Origin of the sequence: Tsukamurella soli (genome assembly GCF_039541155.1) — a bacterium.
Lineage (GTDB): Bacteria > Actinomycetota > Actinomycetes > Mycobacteriales > Mycobacteriaceae > Tsukamurella > Tsukamurella soli.
The window spans coordinates 1-15,887 of sequence record NZ_BAABFR010000111.1; the positions used below are offsets into that span (position 1 = coordinate 1).

The 15,887-nt window shown below is 71.0% G+C and carries 18 protein-coding genes; 8 read left to right on the top strand and 10 right to left on the bottom strand.

The window, feature by feature from the left end; genetic code table 11:
- Positions 1-103, top strand: a 103-nt coding sequence (locus ABD908_RS23020; protein WP_344992318.1) for a hypothetical protein, incomplete at its 5' end; no start/stop codon positions are given.
- 139 nt (positions 104-242) lie between these two features.
- On the opposite strand, the gene ABD908_RS23025 is transcribed toward ABD908_RS23020, so the two are convergent.
- The 7 genes from ABD908_RS23025 to pcaH are packed head-to-tail and all read right to left on the bottom strand — an operon-like array spanning position 243 to position 7,143.
- On the bottom strand, positions 243-1,025 hold the full coding sequence (locus tag ABD908_RS23025) for an IclR family transcriptional regulator (RefSeq protein WP_345000418.1): 783 nt from the start codon (positions 1,023-1,025) through the stop codon (positions 243-245).
- Positions 1,026-1,031: 6 nt separating this feature from the next.
- Complete coding sequence (locus ABD908_RS23030; RefSeq protein ID WP_345000420.1) at positions 1,032-2,240, bottom strand: acetyl-CoA C-acetyltransferase; 1,209 nt, start codon at positions 2,238-2,240, stop codon at positions 1,032-1,034.
- A gap of 53 nt (positions 2,241-2,293) precedes the next feature.
- A complete protein-coding gene (locus ABD908_RS23035) occupies positions 2,294-3,067 on the bottom strand; it encodes an IclR family transcriptional regulator (RefSeq protein ID WP_345000422.1) in 774 nt (257 codons plus the stop codon).
- Positions 3,068-3,078: 11 nt separating this feature from the next.
- Positions 3,079-4,281: a bifunctional 3-oxoadipate enol-lactonase/4-carboxymuconolactone decarboxylase PcaDC gene (gene pcaDC / locus ABD908_RS23040; RefSeq protein ID WP_345000424.1), complete on the bottom strand. Its 1,203-nt coding sequence runs from the start codon at positions 4,279-4,281 to the stop codon at positions 3,079-3,081.
- Positions 4,278-5,621 carry a lyase family protein gene (locus ABD908_RS23045; protein ID WP_345000426.1) on the bottom strand — a complete coding sequence of 448 codons (1,344 nt, stop codon included), beginning with the start codon at positions 5,619-5,621 and terminating at the stop codon, positions 4,278-4,280. Before ABD908_RS23045 ends, pcaDC begins: the two co-directional genes overlap by 4 nt.
- Positions 5,622-5,641: 20 nt before the next feature.
- Positions 5,642-6,355: a protocatechuate 3,4-dioxygenase subunit alpha gene (pcaG, locus tag ABD908_RS23050; RefSeq protein ID WP_345000428.1), complete on the bottom strand. Its 714-nt coding sequence runs from the start codon at positions 6,353-6,355 to the stop codon at positions 5,642-5,644.
- Between the two features lie 38 nt (positions 6,356-6,393).
- The gene (pcaH, locus tag ABD908_RS23055; RefSeq protein WP_345000430.1) at positions 6,394-7,143 is read right to left on the bottom strand and encodes a protocatechuate 3,4-dioxygenase subunit beta; all 750 of its coding nucleotides are present in this window, start codon (positions 7,141-7,143) and stop codon (positions 6,394-6,396) included.
- A gap of 210 nt (positions 7,144-7,353) precedes the next feature.
- Between pcaH and ABD908_RS23060 the strand changes: the two genes are divergently transcribed.
- From ABD908_RS23060 to ABD908_RS23070, 3 genes are all read left to right on the top strand, one after another.
- On the top strand, positions 7,354-8,106 hold the full coding sequence (locus ABD908_RS23060; RefSeq protein ID WP_345000432.1) for a CoA transferase subunit A: 753 nt from the start codon (positions 7,354-7,356) through the stop codon (positions 8,104-8,106).
- A 24-nt stretch (positions 8,107-8,130) separates the two neighbouring features.
- A complete protein-coding gene (locus ABD908_RS23065) occupies positions 8,131-8,772 on the top strand; it encodes a CoA transferase subunit B (RefSeq protein WP_345000434.1) in 642 nt (213 codons plus the stop codon).
- Positions 8,773-9,012: 240 nt separating this feature from the next.
- Positions 9,013-9,663 carry a hypothetical protein gene (locus ABD908_RS23070; protein ID WP_345000436.1) on the top strand — a complete coding sequence of 217 codons (651 nt, stop codon included), beginning with the start codon at positions 9,013-9,015 and terminating at the stop codon, positions 9,661-9,663.
- Positions 9,664-9,756: 93 nt separating this feature from the next.
- On the opposite strand, the gene ABD908_RS23075 is transcribed toward ABD908_RS23070, so the two are convergent.
- Positions 9,757-10,125 carry a hypothetical protein gene (locus tag ABD908_RS23075; RefSeq protein WP_345000437.1) on the bottom strand — a complete coding sequence of 123 codons (369 nt, stop codon included), beginning with the start codon at positions 10,123-10,125 and terminating at the stop codon, positions 9,757-9,759.
- A gap of 712 nt (positions 10,126-10,837) precedes the next feature.
- Here ABD908_RS23075 and ABD908_RS23080 point away from each other — a divergent pair.
- Positions 10,838-12,060 (top strand): IS3 family transposase gene (locus ABD908_RS23080; protein WP_385924446.1). Its coding sequence is split into 2 segments (ribosomal slippage): positions 10,838-11,111 and positions 11,111-12,060, totalling 1,224 coding nucleotides; the frame shifts between segments, so codons are not numbered across the junction.
- A 20-nt stretch (positions 12,061-12,080) separates the two neighbouring features.
- Here ABD908_RS23080 and ABD908_RS23085 read toward each other — a convergent pair.
- A complete protein-coding gene (locus tag ABD908_RS23085) occupies positions 12,081-12,302 on the bottom strand; it encodes a polysaccharide deacetylase family protein (protein ID WP_345000443.1) in 222 nt (73 codons plus the stop codon).
- 12 nt (positions 12,303-12,314) lie between these two features.
- Between ABD908_RS23085 and ABD908_RS23090 the strand changes: the two genes are divergently transcribed.
- Positions 12,315-12,554, top strand: a complete 240-nt coding sequence (locus ABD908_RS23090) for a substrate-binding domain-containing protein (RefSeq protein WP_345000445.1) — start codon at positions 12,315-12,317, stop codon at positions 12,552-12,554.
- A gap of 79 nt (positions 12,555-12,633) precedes the next feature.
- On the opposite strand, the gene ABD908_RS23095 is transcribed toward ABD908_RS23090, so the two are convergent.
- Positions 12,634-13,272, bottom strand: coding sequence for a dTMP kinase (locus ABD908_RS23095; protein ID WP_345000439.1), 639 nt, complete (start codon positions 13,270-13,272; stop codon positions 12,634-12,636).
- An 85-nt stretch (positions 13,273-13,357) separates the two neighbouring features.
- On the opposite strand from ABD908_RS23095, the gene mtrA reads away from it, so the two are divergent.
- On the top strand, positions 13,358-14,044 hold the full coding sequence (gene mtrA / locus ABD908_RS23100; protein WP_345000441.1) for an MtrAB system response regulator MtrA: 687 nt from the start codon (positions 13,358-13,360) through the stop codon (positions 14,042-14,044).
- A 209-nt stretch (positions 14,045-14,253) separates the two neighbouring features.
- Positions 14,254-15,887 (top strand): MtrAB system histidine kinase MtrB (gene mtrB, locus ABD908_RS23105; protein WP_345000447.1); only part of this gene is annotated, 1,634 nt, incomplete at its 3' end.

Sequence of the window (15,887 nt, forward strand, 5' to 3'; positions counted from 1 at the left end):
CATCGCCCGGATGGCGTTCGGCTTCCACAGCCCCGACTCCCTCATCGCCCTCGCCATGCTCAGCCTCGGCGGTCACCGCCCCACCCTCCCCGGCCGGAACTGACCCACACATATGTCAGGAGGGCCCAAAAATAGAACGGTTTATCGGCAGTGGGTCGACGTGACGGTGCACATGTTCGGGATGTCGGCCGACGTAACGGTGCACATGTTCGGGACGTCGGCCGACGTAACGGTGCACATGGTCAACCGAGCGCGCGGCCGATCGACAGCGCCGCCGCGCGCACGAGAGGGGTGAGCTGCGCGGGCCGGCCGGTGTCAGCCTCCACGACCACGGACACCGCGGCGCGGATTGCGCGGCTGCGGTCGAAGACGGGAGCTGCGACGGACACGGCGTCGTCGGTGACCTGACGGTCGCTCACGGCGACGCCGCTGCGGCGGACCTCGGCGAGCATCGCGCGCAGCCTGACGGGGTCGGTGACGGTGTACGGCGTGAAACGACGCAGGGGGCCGGCGCAGACGCGCTCCTGGACGTCGGCGGGTGCGTGCGCGAGCAGCGCCAGCCCGATCCCGGTGGGCGGCAACGCGAATCGGCCGCCCACGCGGGTGAGCAGCCGCACAGAGCGCCGACCACGGATGCGCTCCACGAACACCACCTCGTCGCCCTCGCGGACGCCCAGCTGCACGTTCTCGTGGGTCACCGCGGCGACGTCCTCCAGCACGGGGATGGCCGCCTCGCGGAGCGATAGCGCGCGCGGCGCGAGCGACGCCACCTCCCACAGCCGCAGACCGACGCGGATCCGTCCAGTCGACGGATCACGTTCCAGCGCACCCCATTCCATGAGGTCGCCGACCAGCCGGTGCACGGTCGAGAGCGGGGTTCCGGACCGCCGAGCGAGCTCGCTCAGCGACAGCTCGGGCCGCTCGGCGGTGAACGACTCGAGCAGCCGCAGGGCGCGGACGGTGACCGAACCGGTCGCCGTCCGCGTCGGCGCGCCGGGGGCGACGGTGCCGCTCGACAGGGTCATGCCGGGTTACCGGACGCGCTCGAACACCGCCGCGATGCCCTGCCCGCCGCCGATGCACATGGTCTCGAGGCCGTATCGGGCCTCGCGCCGGTCCATCTCGCCCAGCAGGGTCGCCAGGATCCGGCCGCCGGTCGCGCCGACCGGGTGGCCGAGGGAGATCCCGGAACCGTTCGGGTTCACGCGGTCGTCCTCGGGCGAGATCCCCCACGCCTTGAGCACCGCGAGAGCCTGCGCCGCGAACGCCTCGTTCAGCTCGATCACGCCGATGTCGGCCAGCGTCAGGCCGATTCGGCCGAGCGCCTTCGCGCTGGCCGGCACGGGGCCGATGCCCATCGTCGCGGGCGCGACGCCCGACACCGCCCACGACCGCAGCACGGCCAGAGGGCGCAGCCCCAGTTGCTCGGCCAGTTCGGGCGTCGTGACGATGGCGGCGGCGGCACCGTCGTTCTGCCCGCTCGAGTTGCCGGCGGTCACCGTCGACTCCGGGTCGATCTTCGCGCGGATCGGGCGCAGCTTCGCGAGCACCTCCATCGATGTGTCGGCGCGGGGGTGCTCGTCGGTGTCGACCACCGTGTCGCCCTTCCGCCCCGGAACCGTCACGGGCACCAGCTCGTTCGCGAACCGGCCCGCGCGTTGCGCGGCGGCGGCGCGGTGGTGCGAGGCGACGGCGAGCGCGTCCTGCTCCTCGCGGGTGATGCCGTACTCGGCACGCAGATTCTCGGCGGTCTCGATCATGCCGCCCGGCACCGGGTAGCGGTCGCCGCCGGCGGTGACGCGGGCCCGCGCAAGGCGGTCGTCGAGACCCACGGACGGGGCCTTCACGCCGAATCGGATCTTGTCCGTGTAGAACTCGGTGCGACTCATGGACTCCGCGCCGCCCGCGATCAGGAGGTCGGCGACGCCGGTCTGTACCTGCATCGCGGCGAGCGTGACGGCCTGCAGGCCGGAGCCGCAGCGGCGGTCGATCTGCATGCCGGGGACCTCGATCGGCAGCCCCGCGTCGAGCGCTGCGACGCGGCCCAGGGCGGGGGCCTCGCCGTTGGGCGACGCCTGGCCGAGGATCACGTCCTCGACGCGCGCCGGGTCGAGCCCGGTGCGCTCGAGGATTGCGGTGAGTACGTCGGCGGCCAGCTTCTGCACGGGCACGGACGCGAGTGACCCGCCGAACCGGCCGACGGGGGTTCGCAGCGGCGAGCAGATGACGGCATCGGGCATGGGTGTTCTCCAATTCTCAGGTGGTGCGAAGTGATTCGGGAGATCGGGTTCGGTCAGCCGACCCTGGCGAGGTCGCCGGTGATCGCCTGGGCTGCCTCCAGCAGCGGCGGCAGCAGATCCTTACGCATCTGCGCGGGCGCGTAGCGGTTGGCCTGCGTGGACAGGTTCACGGCCGCGACGGTGGCGCCGGCCCGGTCGCGGACCGGCACCGCGATGGACCGCAGCCCTGCCTCGAGCTCCTGGTCCACCAGGCTGTACCCGTCGGCGCGGACGGTGTCGAGCGCGGCGCGGAGCTCGCCGGGATCGGCGACCGTGCGGCGGGTCAGCGGCTCCGGATCGAAGCGGTCGAGGTACTCGTCGAGCTCGGCCGGCGGTAGACCGGCGAGTAGGACGCGGCCCATCGACGTCGCGTGCGCGGGGAAGCGGGTGCCGATGGTGATCGCCACGGTCATGATGCGGCTCACCGGGACTCGCGCCACGTACACGATGTCTCGGCCGTCGAGGATCGACACCGAGCTCGACTCGTGCACGCGGGCCGACAGCGTCTCCAGGTGTGGCCCGGCGATCTCGGGCAACGACAGACTCGACAGGTAGCTGTACCCCAGATCGAGCACCCGGGGCGTGAGCCAGAACGCCGAGCCGTCGGTGGCGACATAGCCGAGCTCGGTCAGAGTCAGCAGGAACCGCCGCGCGGTGGCGCGCGAGAGGTCCGTCGCCTTCGCGACGTCGGTGAGCGTCTGCCGCGGCGCGTCGGCGCCGAACGCTCGGATCACGGCCAGCCCACGCGCGAGGGACTGCACGTAGTCCGGGGACTGGTCAGCGGGCATCGTCTCGGCCCCTACCCGGTAGCCTGCGCGGCGGCTGTCTGCGCGTCGAGGGCAGCCTGCGCGGCGAGGTCGGCGACCGCCGCCGCGGTCATCGCGAACCCTCGGTTGCTGTTCGGCACGCCCGCGTATACGGCCGTGTGCAGCAACACCTCCGCGATCCGATCGGCGTCCATCCCGGCCCGCAGCGCGGCGCGGATGTGCATGTCGAGCTCGTGCTCGTTGCCGACGGCGGTGAGGATCGCGATGGTCAGCAGCCGGCGGGTCTCGTGGTCGAGTCCGGGGCGCTCCCACACGTCGCCCCACGCGGTGCGGGTGATGAAGTCCTGGAAGATCGCCGTCAGCGGCGTGGTCTTCGCGACCGCCCGATCGACGTGCGTGTCGCCGAGTACGGACCGGCGGTTGCGCATCCCCGTCGCGTAGGCGACGGAGCGCTGCTCGGCACCGTCGACGTGCTCGCGGATGGCCGCCGTCACCGCGCCCGCCTGCTCGTACGACGCGAGGTGTGCGGCATGGTCGAGCACCCGCAGCCGGGCGCCGACGATGCCGTCGGCGAGCAGCCGCTGGTGTTCGGGCGGCGTCGCGGGGTCTTCGATGGCGCCGATCACCAACGTGGGCACGGTGATCCGGCCGAGGTCGGCACGCGAGTCGAACACGGCCAGTGCCTCGCAGCATGCGGCGTAGCCCTCGTCGGGCGTGCCGGTGACCATCTCCCGCATCCGCTCGACGAGCGGCGGATCCCGGTGCGCGAGTGCGGCGGTGAACCACCGGCCCACCACCGCGGCCGCGATCGAGCCGGTTCCATCCGCCCGCACGGCCGCTGCCCGATCGGTCCACCCCGCGGGCTCGCCGAATCGCGCCGAGGTGCACAGCAGCGTGAGGCTACGGACCGGTCCCGGGTGGTCGATCGCGAGCTGTTGGGCCACCGCACCGCCCAGCGACAGCCCCACGACGTGCGCCGACTCGATGCCGAGGCGGCCGAGCAGCGCGGCCACGTCGCCGGCGAGCTGGGAAACGGTGTAAGGCCCTGTGGGGACCGGGGATTCGCCGTGACCGCGCAGGTCGACGGCGACGGTGTCGTGGTCCGCCGACAGCCCCGAGACCTGCGGCAGCCACATCGCCCGGTCGGAGCCGAGGGAGCCGAGGAACACGATCGGGGTGGCACCTGCGGGGCCGCGGCGCTCGTAGGCGAGTTCGACTGTGCCGGAATCGCTCATGCCTGCTGGGTCTCCTTCGTGATGGTGGTCGTCGTGCGGCGCAGCTGCGCGACCCGGGCCAGAGCCCGGTCGACGAGATCGCCCGCATGCCCGAGATAGCCTGCGGGATCGAGCAGTTCGCGCACGTGGTCGGCCGGGACGTGCGTGGTGATCGCATCGACGGTGTCGAGTCGTAGACCGGACAGGCAGGCGTCCGTGACGATGCGCCGCGCGTCGGGGGTGTACGGCGCCAGCGCGCCGGTCACCCGCTCGGCGAGCAGCGCGCCCCGGGTGATGTCGAGGTTGTGCGCCAGCGCGTCGGTGTGTACTACCAGGCCGTCGAGCGAGACCGCCAGGCGTGCCGCCGCCCCGCCGGTCACGCGTAGCAGCTCCGTCACCGTCGGCCACTCCGCGTGCCATGGACCGGCGGCCCGGGCGAACTCGTGATCGGACGACGCGAGCAGCGTCGCCACCAGCCCCGGCGCGCGGCGCGCATCGGCCCGCGCCGTCACCGCTGCCGTGGGATTGCGCTTGTGCGGCATGGCGGACGATCCACCGGGGAAGGCCTCGGCGACCTCGCCGACCTCCGTCGACGCCATGAGCACCACGTCGGTCGCGACCTTGGACACGGTCCCGCAGGCCGAGCCGAGGGCGCCGGCCACCAGGTGTAGCGGGCGGCGTCGTGTGTGCCACACGGTGACCTGGCGCGGCAGGCCCAGGCGATCGGCGAGGGCGTCGGCCACGTCGAGCCCGTGTGGGTACAGTGCCGCGAGAGTACCTGCGGCCCCACCGAACTGGACGGGCAGCGCGGCTGCTGCGGCGGCGACGTCGGCTGCGGCCTCCGCGAGCCCCAGCGCCCATCCCGACGCCAGTGCGCCGAAGGTGGTCGGGAGCGCCTGCTGGCCCAGCGTGCGTGCCGCGGCGGGGGTATCGCGGTGCGCACGCGCCAGTCCTGCCGCGTGATCCGATCCAGCCCAGAGCCGGTCGGCGACCCGGGCCGAGGCGTCCCGGATCAACAGCACGAGGGCGGTGTCCATGACGTCCTGGCTCGTCGCGCCGCGATGCACCGAGCCGCTCGGCAGCCCGGCCGCCGTGGCAGCGGCCCGCAACCGATTCACCACGGGGATCACGGGATTGCCGCCCGAGACCGAGTCGCGGCCGATCTCCGCCGGGTCGAGCTCCAGCGCCCCCGCAAGGGCGGCCGCGGCGTCGGCGTCGGCCCGTTCCGCCGCGCCGGCGTCGCCGAGGGCGCGCGACAGGGCCGCCTCGACGGCGACGATCGCGCGCAGCCAGGCACCGTCGTCGACGGTGTCGGCCACGGCGTCGATCCCGTACAGCGGGTCGAACAGCTCAGACGTCACCTTTGCAAGCCCCCAGGCCGTCAGATCGCGAAGAACGGGGTCTCGCGGCCCCGGTCGTCCTGGACGTAGATCGTCATCTTGTAGCCGGTGTCGGTCTTGGTGGCGATGATCTTGCCGCGCTCGGACTCGGGGAGCGATGCCAGGACCGGGTCGGCGGCGTTGGCGGCCGCCTCGTCGGGGAAGTAGATGCGCGTGAAGAGGCGCTCGAGCATGCCGCGGGCGAACACGCCGAGATCGATGTGGGGCGCCTCGACGAGGCCGTCCTCCGCGGGGAGCGCGCCGGGCTTGACGGTGCGCACGAGGCCGGTGCCGTGCTGGTCGACGATGATCCGGCCGAAGCCGCGGAAACCCGGTGGGGTGGGCTCGGCCGCGCCGCGCGGGTCGTCGGGGTGGTTGAACCGGCCGGCGGCGTCGGCCTGCCAGGTCTCGAGCAGCACGTCCGCGATGGGGTCGCCGGCACCGTCGAGCACGGTCAGCTCGATGAGCAGCGCGCCCTCGGCGTCCTCGGGGACCACCTCGCCACCATCGCCGATGTACAGGCCGATCGACCAGTACGGGCCCACCGTCTGCGACGGCGTGGGCGCGAACTCGACGGTCTCGTACGTGCCGGGATGGACCGGATACACGGGGTTGGAGGGCCGCGTCTCGGGGTTCGGCGGCGTGAGGGGGGAGTAGATCCGCTCGACGTCCAGGCTCGGGTCGGCGGCGGGATTGGGCAGGTGCAGGTCGGCCATGTGCTCAGCGCTCCTTGATGTCGTGGCTGTCGAACGCGTCAGTTCTCGAAGACGGACTGCTTGGCGCCGCGCAGGACGATGTCCCAACGATAGGCGGCCGCCCAGTTGTCCTCGGTGGACGCGTAGTCGAACTCGGACACCATGCGCTGGCGCGAGCCGTCGGGCACCGAGTTGTAGATCGGGTCCTGGAAGAACATCGGGTCGTCCGGGAAGTACATCTGCGTGACGAGACGCTGCGTGAACGCTCGGCCGAACAGCGAGAAGTGGATGTGCGCGGGGCGCCAGGCGTTGACGTGGTTGCCCCACGGGTACATCCCGGGCTTGATGGTGAGGAACCGGTACCGGCCCTGCTCGTCGGTGACCGTGCGTCCGACGCCGTTGAAGTGCGGGTCCAGCGGCGCGGGGAAGACGTCGACCTTGTGGCGGTATCGGCCGCCCGCGTTCGCCTGCCAGATCTCCAGCAGCACACCGGGCACCGGGCGGTTGTCCGCGTCCAACACGCGCCCGTGCACGATGATCCGCTGCCCGACCGCCTCGCCACCGTTCCACAGTGTGAGGTTCGCGTCGTCCGCGGTGACCCGCCCCTCGCCCAGCACCGGGCCCGTCAGCTCGGTGAGCCGCTGCGGGATCAGATGCAGGTCATGCTTCGGGTTGCGCAGCGTGGTGGTCCGGTAGTCGCGGAAGTCGCGCTGCGCGTTGACGGGGCCGTTCGAGTTCGCGGCCGGCGCGTACGACGGGGGCAGGACCAACGTGCTCGCGGCTGCGGTCTGGTCGGCGGTGTTTGTCATGAGGTGACCTCGGCATCCATGTGGGGGACGAAAAGGGGGCTGGGGCTGCCGGCTCGATGTTCGCGAGCCACCGGTTCGTATTGCGGACGACCATTCGGCATGTGAACACGATACGTGGCAGGGCGTGATCGGCGCAACAGTATCGACGAAAAATGTTCGAGATGCGAACGCTAGTGCGGAATGCGCACAAGACTGCTACAGTTCTCCGGCATGGACAAGACAGTGGTTTCCGCAGCTGCGGCGGTGGCGGACATCGCAGACGGCGCAAGCATCGCGGTCGGCGGCTTCGGGCTGGTCGGCGTGCCCGAGATCCTCATTGCAGCCCTTCTCGATCAAGGCGCGCGCGACCTGGAGGTGATCAGCAACAACTGCGGCACCGACGGCTTCGGGCTCGGTGTCCTGCTCGAGCGCCGCCGGATCCGGCGCACCGTCTCGAGCTACGTGGGCTCCAACAAGGAGTTCGCCCGCCAGTACCTCTCGGGTGAGCTCGAGGTCGAGCTGACCCCGCAGGGCACGCTGGCCGAGCGTATGCGCGCCGGCGGCGCCGGAATCCCGGCGTTCTTCACACCGGCGGGGGTGGGAACCCAGGTCGCCGACGGTGGCCTGCCGCTGCGGTACGACGGCACCGGCGGGATCGCCGTCGCCAGTCCACCGAAGGAGACCCGTGAGTTCGGGGGGGTGACCTACGTGCTCGAGCACGGCATCGTCGCCGACTTCGCGCTGGTCCACGCGTGGAAGGGCGACCGGCACGGCAACCTGCAGTTCCGGCGCAGCGCACGCAACTTCAACCCCAACGCGGCCGCCTCGGGCCGGATCACCATCGCGCAGGTCGAGCACCTCGTCGAGCCCGGGGAGATCGACCCGGAGAACGTCCACACCCCCGGCATCCAGGTGCAGCGCGTCGTGGAGGTCGGGCCCGTCACCGTCGGCATCGAGCAGCGGACCGTCCGCACCGCTCAGTAGCACTCACGAACCAGGAGCGACTCAATGGCACTGACCAGAGACGAGATGGCCGCGCGCGTGGCGCGCGAGTTGGTGGACGGCCAGTACGTCAACCTCGGCATCGGCATGCCGACGCTGGTGCCGGGCCACATCCCCGACGACGTCACCGTGGTCCTGCACTCGGAGAACGGCGTGCTCGGCGTGGGCCCGTACCCCACCGAGGACGAGCTCGACCCCGAGCTGATCAACGCCGGCAAGGAGACCATCACGGTCCTGCCGGGTGCGTCCTACTTCGACTCGGCCGCGTCGTTCGGCATGATCCGCGGCGGGCAGGTCGACGTCGCCGTGCTCGGCGCGATGCAGGTCAGCGCCCGCGGCGACCTCGCGAACTGGATGGTCCCAGGACACATGGTCAAGGGAATGGGCGGCGCGATGGACCTGGTGCACGGCGCGGGCAGCGTGATCGTGATGATGGAGCACTGCACCCGCAAGGGCGCCCCGAAGATCCTCACCGAGTGCACGCTCCCGCTCACCGGCCGCGGCTGCGTCCAGCGCATCGTCACCGACCTCGCGGTGCTCGACGTCACCGACGACGGCCTCGTGCTGACCGAGACCGCCCCCGGCGTGACCCGCGACGAGGTCCGCGCCGCGACCGGCGCCGAGCTCCTGGATCCGGTCGCCGTCTGATCTTCACCGATCTGACCCCAGACATGCGACCGCCCGGGAGTGCGCACTCCCGGGCGGTCGACTTTGTAGAGACGACGAATCCTGTCCCTCGCCATGACCTGATCGCTTATCAGAAATTTGTCCGGTTCGGGGCAACCATGTCATGGGGGAGCAGTGTCGTGGATGTCGATGATGTGCGTGACGAGGCTGTGCTGGTATTGATCAGCGAGGCGCGGCTGGCGCCGTAGCTGGCTGAGGTCTATGGCGACCGCGCTATCGCACCGCTTATACCTGTGGAACATTCGAATCGGAGCTGCGCTGCAGGAGGTGCTCGTATTCGTCGAGGTCTCCCTTCGTAACTCGCTCGACCGTGCGCTGGGTGAGTGGAACCCAACCCGCGGTTCGAATCCGCGCACGGGAGTTCTCTATTCAGCCGACTGGACCTTGGACGCCGCGCCACCGCTGCGGGGAAGGATCGCTCCTGCGTTGGCGCAAGCGCATGTCCTCGCGGATCGGGTCCGGTCGACCAGGGAACCTGGGCATCCGAGGAAGGGGGAGCCGGTGCGGCATGACGACGTCGTTGCCCAACTGTCGTTCGGGGTGTGGGCGAGACTGTTGCGACCGGCTGGCCGTGCCGACGGGGTCGACCCGCTGTGGTCGGCCGCGTTGCGGCACGCCTTCTCGCCCGTCGCGCGAGACTCGGTAGCCGTGCAGCGTGCGATGCACGACCGTGTCGACCGGCTGGTGCGCTTGCGCCACAGAGTCGCGCATGCGGGTTCGCTTCTCGACGTCAATGTCGAGGCGCGACTCACAGATGCGTTCGACATCCTGCGCGCGATCTCGCAGCCTGCCGAGAACTGGTGCGCCGCAATGAGTCGCGTCCATGATCTCGACGAGTCACGCCCGCGTTGACCAACGCCCGCCGAAGAACGACCCTGCCACCGTCGCGAAGTCCATATGCGGGTTCGCGACGGTGGCAGGGTCGTCTTCCGGAGACCCCCGGCGTCAGAGCGCCGGCTCCGAGCTCATGACCGAACCGTCTGGGTTGAGGATTGTGAGGCCATCGGGGTAGACGTCGTATTCGTAGCCGTTGTTGATCGCGTAGTACACGGTGCCCCGGGGTCCGCTGCGGCTGCTCGCGGGCAGGTCGATGATGTTGCCGGAGCTCTTCGCCATGCCGTGGTATTCGAGCCGGCCGTCGCCCTGCCACTGGCAGATCGCGACCCCGGCCGAGACGGTGTCGATCGAGCGGATCAGGGTCTGGCCGCGGTCGCAGGTCGGCGCCGCGTATGCGGTGCCGGCACCGAAGACTCCGGTGCCGAATACGACGAGGGGCGTGGCGGCGGCCAGGACGGCGGCGATGCGTGCGCGCATAGTGGGCTCCGTTGTAGCGAGGGAGGTTGTAGCGAGGGAGTGGGTTGTAGCGAGGGAGTGACTGGTAGGGCGAGCGTAGGCGCCCGCGCCTGCCGCTCGCTTGCGTTGTGCTTGCATCGCGCTTGCGGCGCGCTCCCCGTCGTCCCCACGCCGTCCCACATCCCCACGCCATTCCACAGTGCCGCCCCGGTAAGTGCGTTCTCCCCGGAGGCCGACCGTGCTCCAGCCAGCGGCGCAGCAGCTCCGCCGGGCCGGGTCGACCGACGAACGTGGGGTGGAAGATGATCACCAGCGCCAGCCCCGAGGCGTGGTAGCCGTCGAATTCGCGGGTCCACGTGTCAAGGGTCTCGGAGTAGGACGCTATCCGTGCCCCGCCGCTCGGCCAGTCCGGATCGCGGGTGTACGCCAGGCTGGTGTAGTCGTCCAGCTCGGAGCGGGCCGGGATCTCGACCAGCCCGGGGGCGTCCGGGTGCCGATAGGGCCGGTCGTCCCCGCGCAGGGAGCTGGAGTAGCGGAAGCCGAGATCCGCCAGCAGCTGTGGGGTGCCCGGCCGCCAGTCGCCCGACGGTGTCCGGAACCCGCGCGCCGCCCGCCCGAGTTCGGCGGCGAATATCTCCTGGCTGGAGGCGATGACGTCGCGTTGCTCGGCATCGGTGAGGTCCTGAGGTTGACCCCGTTCGGTGGACACCCCGACTGGCTGGGCAGGTGCTGCCTGGCGGGGGAGGATGTTCGTATGGGAGCGAAGCGCAAGAGCTACACGCCCGCGTATCGGCGGGAGGCTGCGCATCTGGTGATCGATACCGGGCGGACGATCGCGGAGGTCGCCCGGGAGATCGGTGTCGGTGAGGCGTTGCTGGGCCGGTGGGTCGCGGTGGCGAGATCGCAGATGGACGCCCCGCCGGATGCGTTGGACGTCGACGAGCGTGCGGAGCTCGATCGCCTGCGGCGGGAGGTCGCTGAGCTGCGGATGGACCGGGAGTTCCTGAAAAAAGCTGCGGCCTTCTTCGCGACCGAGCAGGGTTCGAACCCGAGCAGGCGTTCGCTGTGATCGACGCGGAGAAGGCCGTGTACGGGGTCGGCCGGTCGGCTCGCCTGCTGGGGGTGTCACGGTCGGGGTTCTACGCGTGGAAGGCCGCGCGGGCTGCGGGACCCGGGCCGCGAGCACGGCGGCGGGCGGAGTTGGTGGAGAAGGTCGCGGCGGCGCACGCGGCGTCGGACGGGGTCAACGGAGCGCCGCGGATCCTGGCGGACCTGCGTGAGGCCGGGGAGGTGGTGTCCCGGAAGACTGTGGCGAAGGTGATGCGGGAGAACGGTATTGAAGGGATCAGTCCGCGGCGGTGGACGCCGGTGACGACGATCGCCGACGGGCGGGTGCACAGCCTGCCGGATCTGGTGGGCCGCCGGTTCGACCGTGGGAAGCTCAACGCGGTGTGGACCTCCGACATCACGTATCTGCGGACCGGGGAGGGCTGGTTGTACCTGTGCGCGGTGCGGGACGGCTGTTCCCGGCGGGTGCTGGGGTATGGGTTCTCGGATTCGCTGCATACCGACGTGGTGGAGGCGGCGTTGCGGCGGGCGGTCGCGCTGCGGGATCTCGCGGCCGGGCCGGTCGCCGGCGTGGTGTTCCACGCGGACCGGGGCTGCCAGTACACCTCGAATCAGATGGCAACGGTGGCAACGGAATTGGGTGTGTTACAGTCGGTCGGGCGGACCGGGGTGTGTTGGGACAACGCGCAGCAGGAGAGTTTCTGGTCGACGCTGAAGACCGAGTTCTACGACCGGCACGAGTTCGCCACCCGCATGGATGCGATCCACGCGGTGGCGGGGTGGATCGAGACCGTGTACAACCGACGTCGGCGGCACAGTGCCCTCGGTTACATCAGCCCGGTGGAGTTCGAGACGCAGGCGTTGACACCGGCGGCGGAAGCCGCTTAACCGGTGTCCACCGAACGGGGTCAACCCCAGTCCCAGTACTTCTCGTGGCGGTAGCCGTGGTGGCCCACCTCGTGGCCGGCCGACACGATCCGGCGACATTGCGCCGGCCAGTGCTCGACCACCCATGCCGGGATGAAGAAGGTCGCGGGGACCGATTCCTGGTCCAGCAGACACAACAGCCGGTCGACGGCGCGCCACGGTCCGTACGCGCCCTGGCTGCAGTAGCTCGGCCGATCCCAGATCTGCGCCGCGGTCTGCGCATTCCCGGCGACGTGTCGGTGGCCAGCCTCGACGACGCCCGTTGGATGACCGTCACCACACCCGGGATCACCGCGGCACGTCGGCCCTCGTACGACATGGGTGCACGCGCCGCGACCGTGCTACTGCAGAGCCTGGCCGGCCAGCCGGGGCGCCGTCGACATCTGCTGCCCGCCGACGTCATCCGTCGGGAGTCCGTCGCCGCGCCGCGCCGCGCGGATGCCGTCACTTCGTGAACGGGTGAACGGGTGAACGGGTGAACGCGTGCGCGCCGCGCTGAGCTCTGCAACGTCGACGCGCTCCAACGTCGAGGCACTACGAGGCAGCGATCGCCTCGGCCAACTCGGCGGGGGAGTCGCCGTCGGCGTGCACGTACCACGGGCTCACCCACCCACTCGCGGCGAGACCCCGATACACCGCTCCCGTACGTTCCTGCAGATCGCCGTCGCGCTCGTAGGCGTCGCGGGCACGCGAGGCGTCCGCGGCCTCCCGCGACCGCGTTCGCGAGGCGGCCACCGCGGCCGGTACCTCCAGGTACACCTGCAGGTCGGGGACAGGCAGCCGGAACCGGCCGAACTCGAGGTCGGCCACCCACGCGGCCGCCCCGCCGTCGGCGCCCTCGCCCAGCCGCGCCGCGGAGTAGGCGGCCGACGATGCCGCGTACCGGTCCAGCAGCACCACGTCGTGGCCGCCCAACAGCACGCCGATCTCATCGCGTGCATCGGCGCGGTCCAGTGCGAACAGCAGACCCATGCTGTAGACCGACGAGGCGGTGTCGCCGTGCGCGCCGTGCAGCGCCTCCGCGGCGAGATCGGCGTGGATCGATCGGCCGTACCGCGGGAACGCGAGCGAGCCGACGGTGGCGCCGCGCGCCGCGAACTCGGCGGTCAGGGCCCGGGTGATGGTGTTCTTGCCCGCGCCGTCGAGTCCCTCGATCGCTACCAGTCTCGCCATGAAGCAGGAGGATACGGGGGACGGCCTGGACACGGCCCGCGACTGGCGGTGTCGTGAGCCGGACATACGGACCCCGGGTGACACTATGGACAGCATGAAATCGCGGATCCTGGTGATCGACGACGACCCTGCGCTCGCGGAGATGCTCACGATCGTCCTCCGCAACGAGGGCTTCGACTCCGCCGTGGTCGGCGACGGCACGGCGGCGCTGAGCGCGGCGCGTGAGTTCCGGCCCGACCTGGTGCTGTTGGACCTCATGCTGCCGGGCATGAACGGCATCGACGTGTGTCGGGTGCTGCGCGCAGACAGCTCGGTGCCGATCATCATGCTGACCGCGAAGTCCGACACCGTCGACGTGGTCCTGGGCCTCGAGTCCGGCGCCGACGACTACGTGATCAAGCCGTTCAAACCGAAGGAACTGGTGGCCCGGGTCCGCGCGCGCCTGCGCCGCACCGAGGACGAGCCTGCGGAGCTGCTCGCGATCGGCAACGTGGTGATCGACGTGCCCGCGCACAAGGTGACCCGGGACGGCGAGCCGGTGCTGCTCACGCCCACCGAGTTCGACCTGCTGGTCACCCTCGCGCGCAAGCCGCGCCAGGTGTTCACCCGCGACGTGCTGCTCGAGCAGGTGTGGGGCTACCGGCACCCGGCCGACACCCGCCTGGTCAACGTGCACGTGCAGCGGCTACGCGCGAAGATCGAGAAGGACCCGGAGAACCCCGAGATCGTGCTCACGCTGCGGGGGGTCGGCTACAAAGCCGGGCCGGCGTGAGCGGACTCGACGACGACGCCCGCGAGGCGATAGCACCCGACGTCGCGATATCGGCGGCGGCGGAGCCCGGCGTGTTCGGTGCGGTGCCGGGCGGGGGCGGAAAGGGTCTGCTCCGGTCGGCCACGGCCGCGCGCCGCACGGCTCGGATCCGCCGTCGGGGTCTCACGCAGCAGCTGCGCGGCGACGTCTCGCGCGGTTCCGCGCGGGCGATGAAGCTGACACCGTCGTACCTCGGACGGGTCTGGCGGCGCTCCCTGCAGCTGCGCGTGGTGACCTCGACGCTCGCCCTCAGCCTCGCGGTGCTGCTGATGCTGGGCTTCGTGCTCACGTCGCAGATCGCGAACCAGCTGCTGGACGCCAAGCTGAGCGCGGCCAAGGAGGAGACGGCGCGCGCCAAGCAGACCGTCGAGCGGTTCCTCAGCTCGGCCGACGTGCGGTCCGACGGTATCGACGCAGCCCTGCGGGCGGTACGCAGCAACCTCACCAGCCTCAGCAGCGACAGCGGCCAGACCACCTCGGGCGCGGGCTCGTTCGACCCGGTGTTGATCGTGCCGCGCATGGAGGGCCGCGCCGGGGTGGTGGTCGGATCGGAGTCCGAGATCCCGACGACACTGCAGACCTTCGTGCGGTCCGGGCAGGCGAGCTACCAGTACGACACGGTGACCGACTCGTCGGGCCGGTACGGCAAGTCGCTCGTGATCGGCACGCCGATCTCCTCGTCGGTGGCCGGGCTCGAGATGTACCTGGTGTTCCCCCTGACGCAGGAGGAGAACACCCTCTCGCTGGTTCGCTCGACGCTGCTCACGGGCGGCCTCGTGCTGCTCGTTCTGCTGGCGGCGATCTCGCTCCTGGTGGCGCGGCAGGTGGTGCTGCCCGTGCGTTCGGCCGCCCGGATCGCGGTCCGGTTCGCGGACGGGCGTCTCAAGGAACGCATGCCCGTGCGCGGTGAGGACGACATGGCGCGCTTGGCCATGTCGTTCAACGACATGGCCGAGTCGCTGTCGCGGCAGATCACGCAGCTCGAGGAGTTCGGCAACCTGCAGCGGCAGTTCACCTCGGACGTCTCCCACGAGCTGCGCACGCCGCTCACCACCGTCCGCATGGCCGCCGACATGATCCACGACTCCGCCGACGACCTCGACCCGTCGCTGCGGCGCACGACCGAGCTGATGGTCACGGAGCTCGACCGGTTCGAGACCCTGCTCGCGGAGCTGCTCGAGATCTCCCGGCACGATGCCGGCGTCGCCGAGCTGCACTCCGAGCGGGTCGACGTGGCGGTGCCGATCGCGGCCGCGGTGGACACGGTGCAGCGGCTCGCCGACGACGCCGGTACGGAGCTGATCGTCGACATCCCCGACGAGCCGGTGATCGCCGACGTCGACGCGCGCCGGGTCGAGCGGGTCCTGCGCAACCTGCTCGCGAACGCCGTCGACCACAGCGAGGGAAAGGCCGTCATCCTGACGATGCGCGGCGACGCCGACGCAGTGGCCATCACCGTCCGCGACTACGGCGTCGGACTGCGCCCCGGCGAGGAGAAGCTGGTGTTCAACCGGTTCTGGCGCTCGGACCCGTCGCGGGTGCGCCGCTCGGGTGGCACCGGACTAGGGCTCGCGATCAGCATCGAGGACGCGCGACTGCACAACGGCCGGCTCGAGGCATGGGGCGAGCCGGGCAACGGGGCGTGCTTCCGGCTCACCCTTCCGCGGCGCCGCGGCTTCAAGGTGCTGGTCAGCCCGCTGCCGTTGAAGCCGATCCGGCCACGCACCGTCCGCACCGCGCCGGCCGAGCAGACCGCCCCGCCGATCGCGCTCCCGGCGGGCCCCCAGGCGGGCCCGGCACCGTC

Excerpts from the sequence above, each read along its gene's own strand:
- ABD908_RS23035 (WP_345000422.1), bottom strand. The coding sequence starts at position 3,067 with ATGCCCGCTGACCAGTCCCCGGACTACGTGCAGTCCCTCGCGCGTGGG.
- ABD908_RS23095 (WP_345000439.1), bottom strand. The coding sequence starts at position 13,272 with ATGGCGAGACTGGTAGCGATCGAGGGACTCGACGGCGCGGGCAAGAAC.
- ABD908_RS23070 (WP_345000436.1), top strand. The coding sequence starts at position 9,013 with ATGGCGACCGCGCTATCGCACCGCTTATACCTGTGGAACATTCGAATC.
- ABD908_RS23060 (WP_345000432.1), top strand. The coding sequence starts at position 7,354 with ATGGACAAGACAGTGGTTTCCGCAGCTGCGGCGGTGGCGGACATCGCA.
- ABD908_RS23025 (WP_345000418.1), bottom strand. The coding sequence starts at position 1,025 with ATGACCCTGTCGAGCGGCACCGTCGCCCCCGGCGCGCCGACGCGGACG.
- ABD908_RS23075 (WP_345000437.1), bottom strand. The coding sequence starts at position 10,125 with ATGCGCGCACGCATCGCCGCCGTCCTGGCCGCCGCCACGCCCCTCGTC.
- pcaG (WP_345000428.1), bottom strand. The coding sequence starts at position 6,355 with ATGGCCGACCTGCACCTGCCCAATCCCGCCGCCGACCCGAGCCTGGAC.
- mtrA (WP_345000441.1), top strand. The coding sequence starts at position 13,358 with ATGGACAGCATGAAATCGCGGATCCTGGTGATCGACGACGACCCTGCG.
- pcaH (WP_345000430.1), bottom strand. The coding sequence starts at position 7,143 with ATGACAAACACCGCCGACCAGACCGCAGCCGCGAGCACGTTGGTCCTG.
- ABD908_RS23065 (WP_345000434.1), top strand. The coding sequence starts at position 8,131 with ATGGCACTGACCAGAGACGAGATGGCCGCGCGCGTGGCGCGCGAGTTG.
- ABD908_RS23030 (WP_345000420.1), bottom strand. The coding sequence starts at position 2,240 with ATGCCCGATGCCGTCATCTGCTCGCCGCTGCGAACCCCCGTCGGCCGG.
- pcaDC (WP_345000424.1), bottom strand. The coding sequence starts at position 4,281 with ATGAGCGATTCCGGCACAGTCGAACTCGCCTACGAGCGCCGCGGCCCC.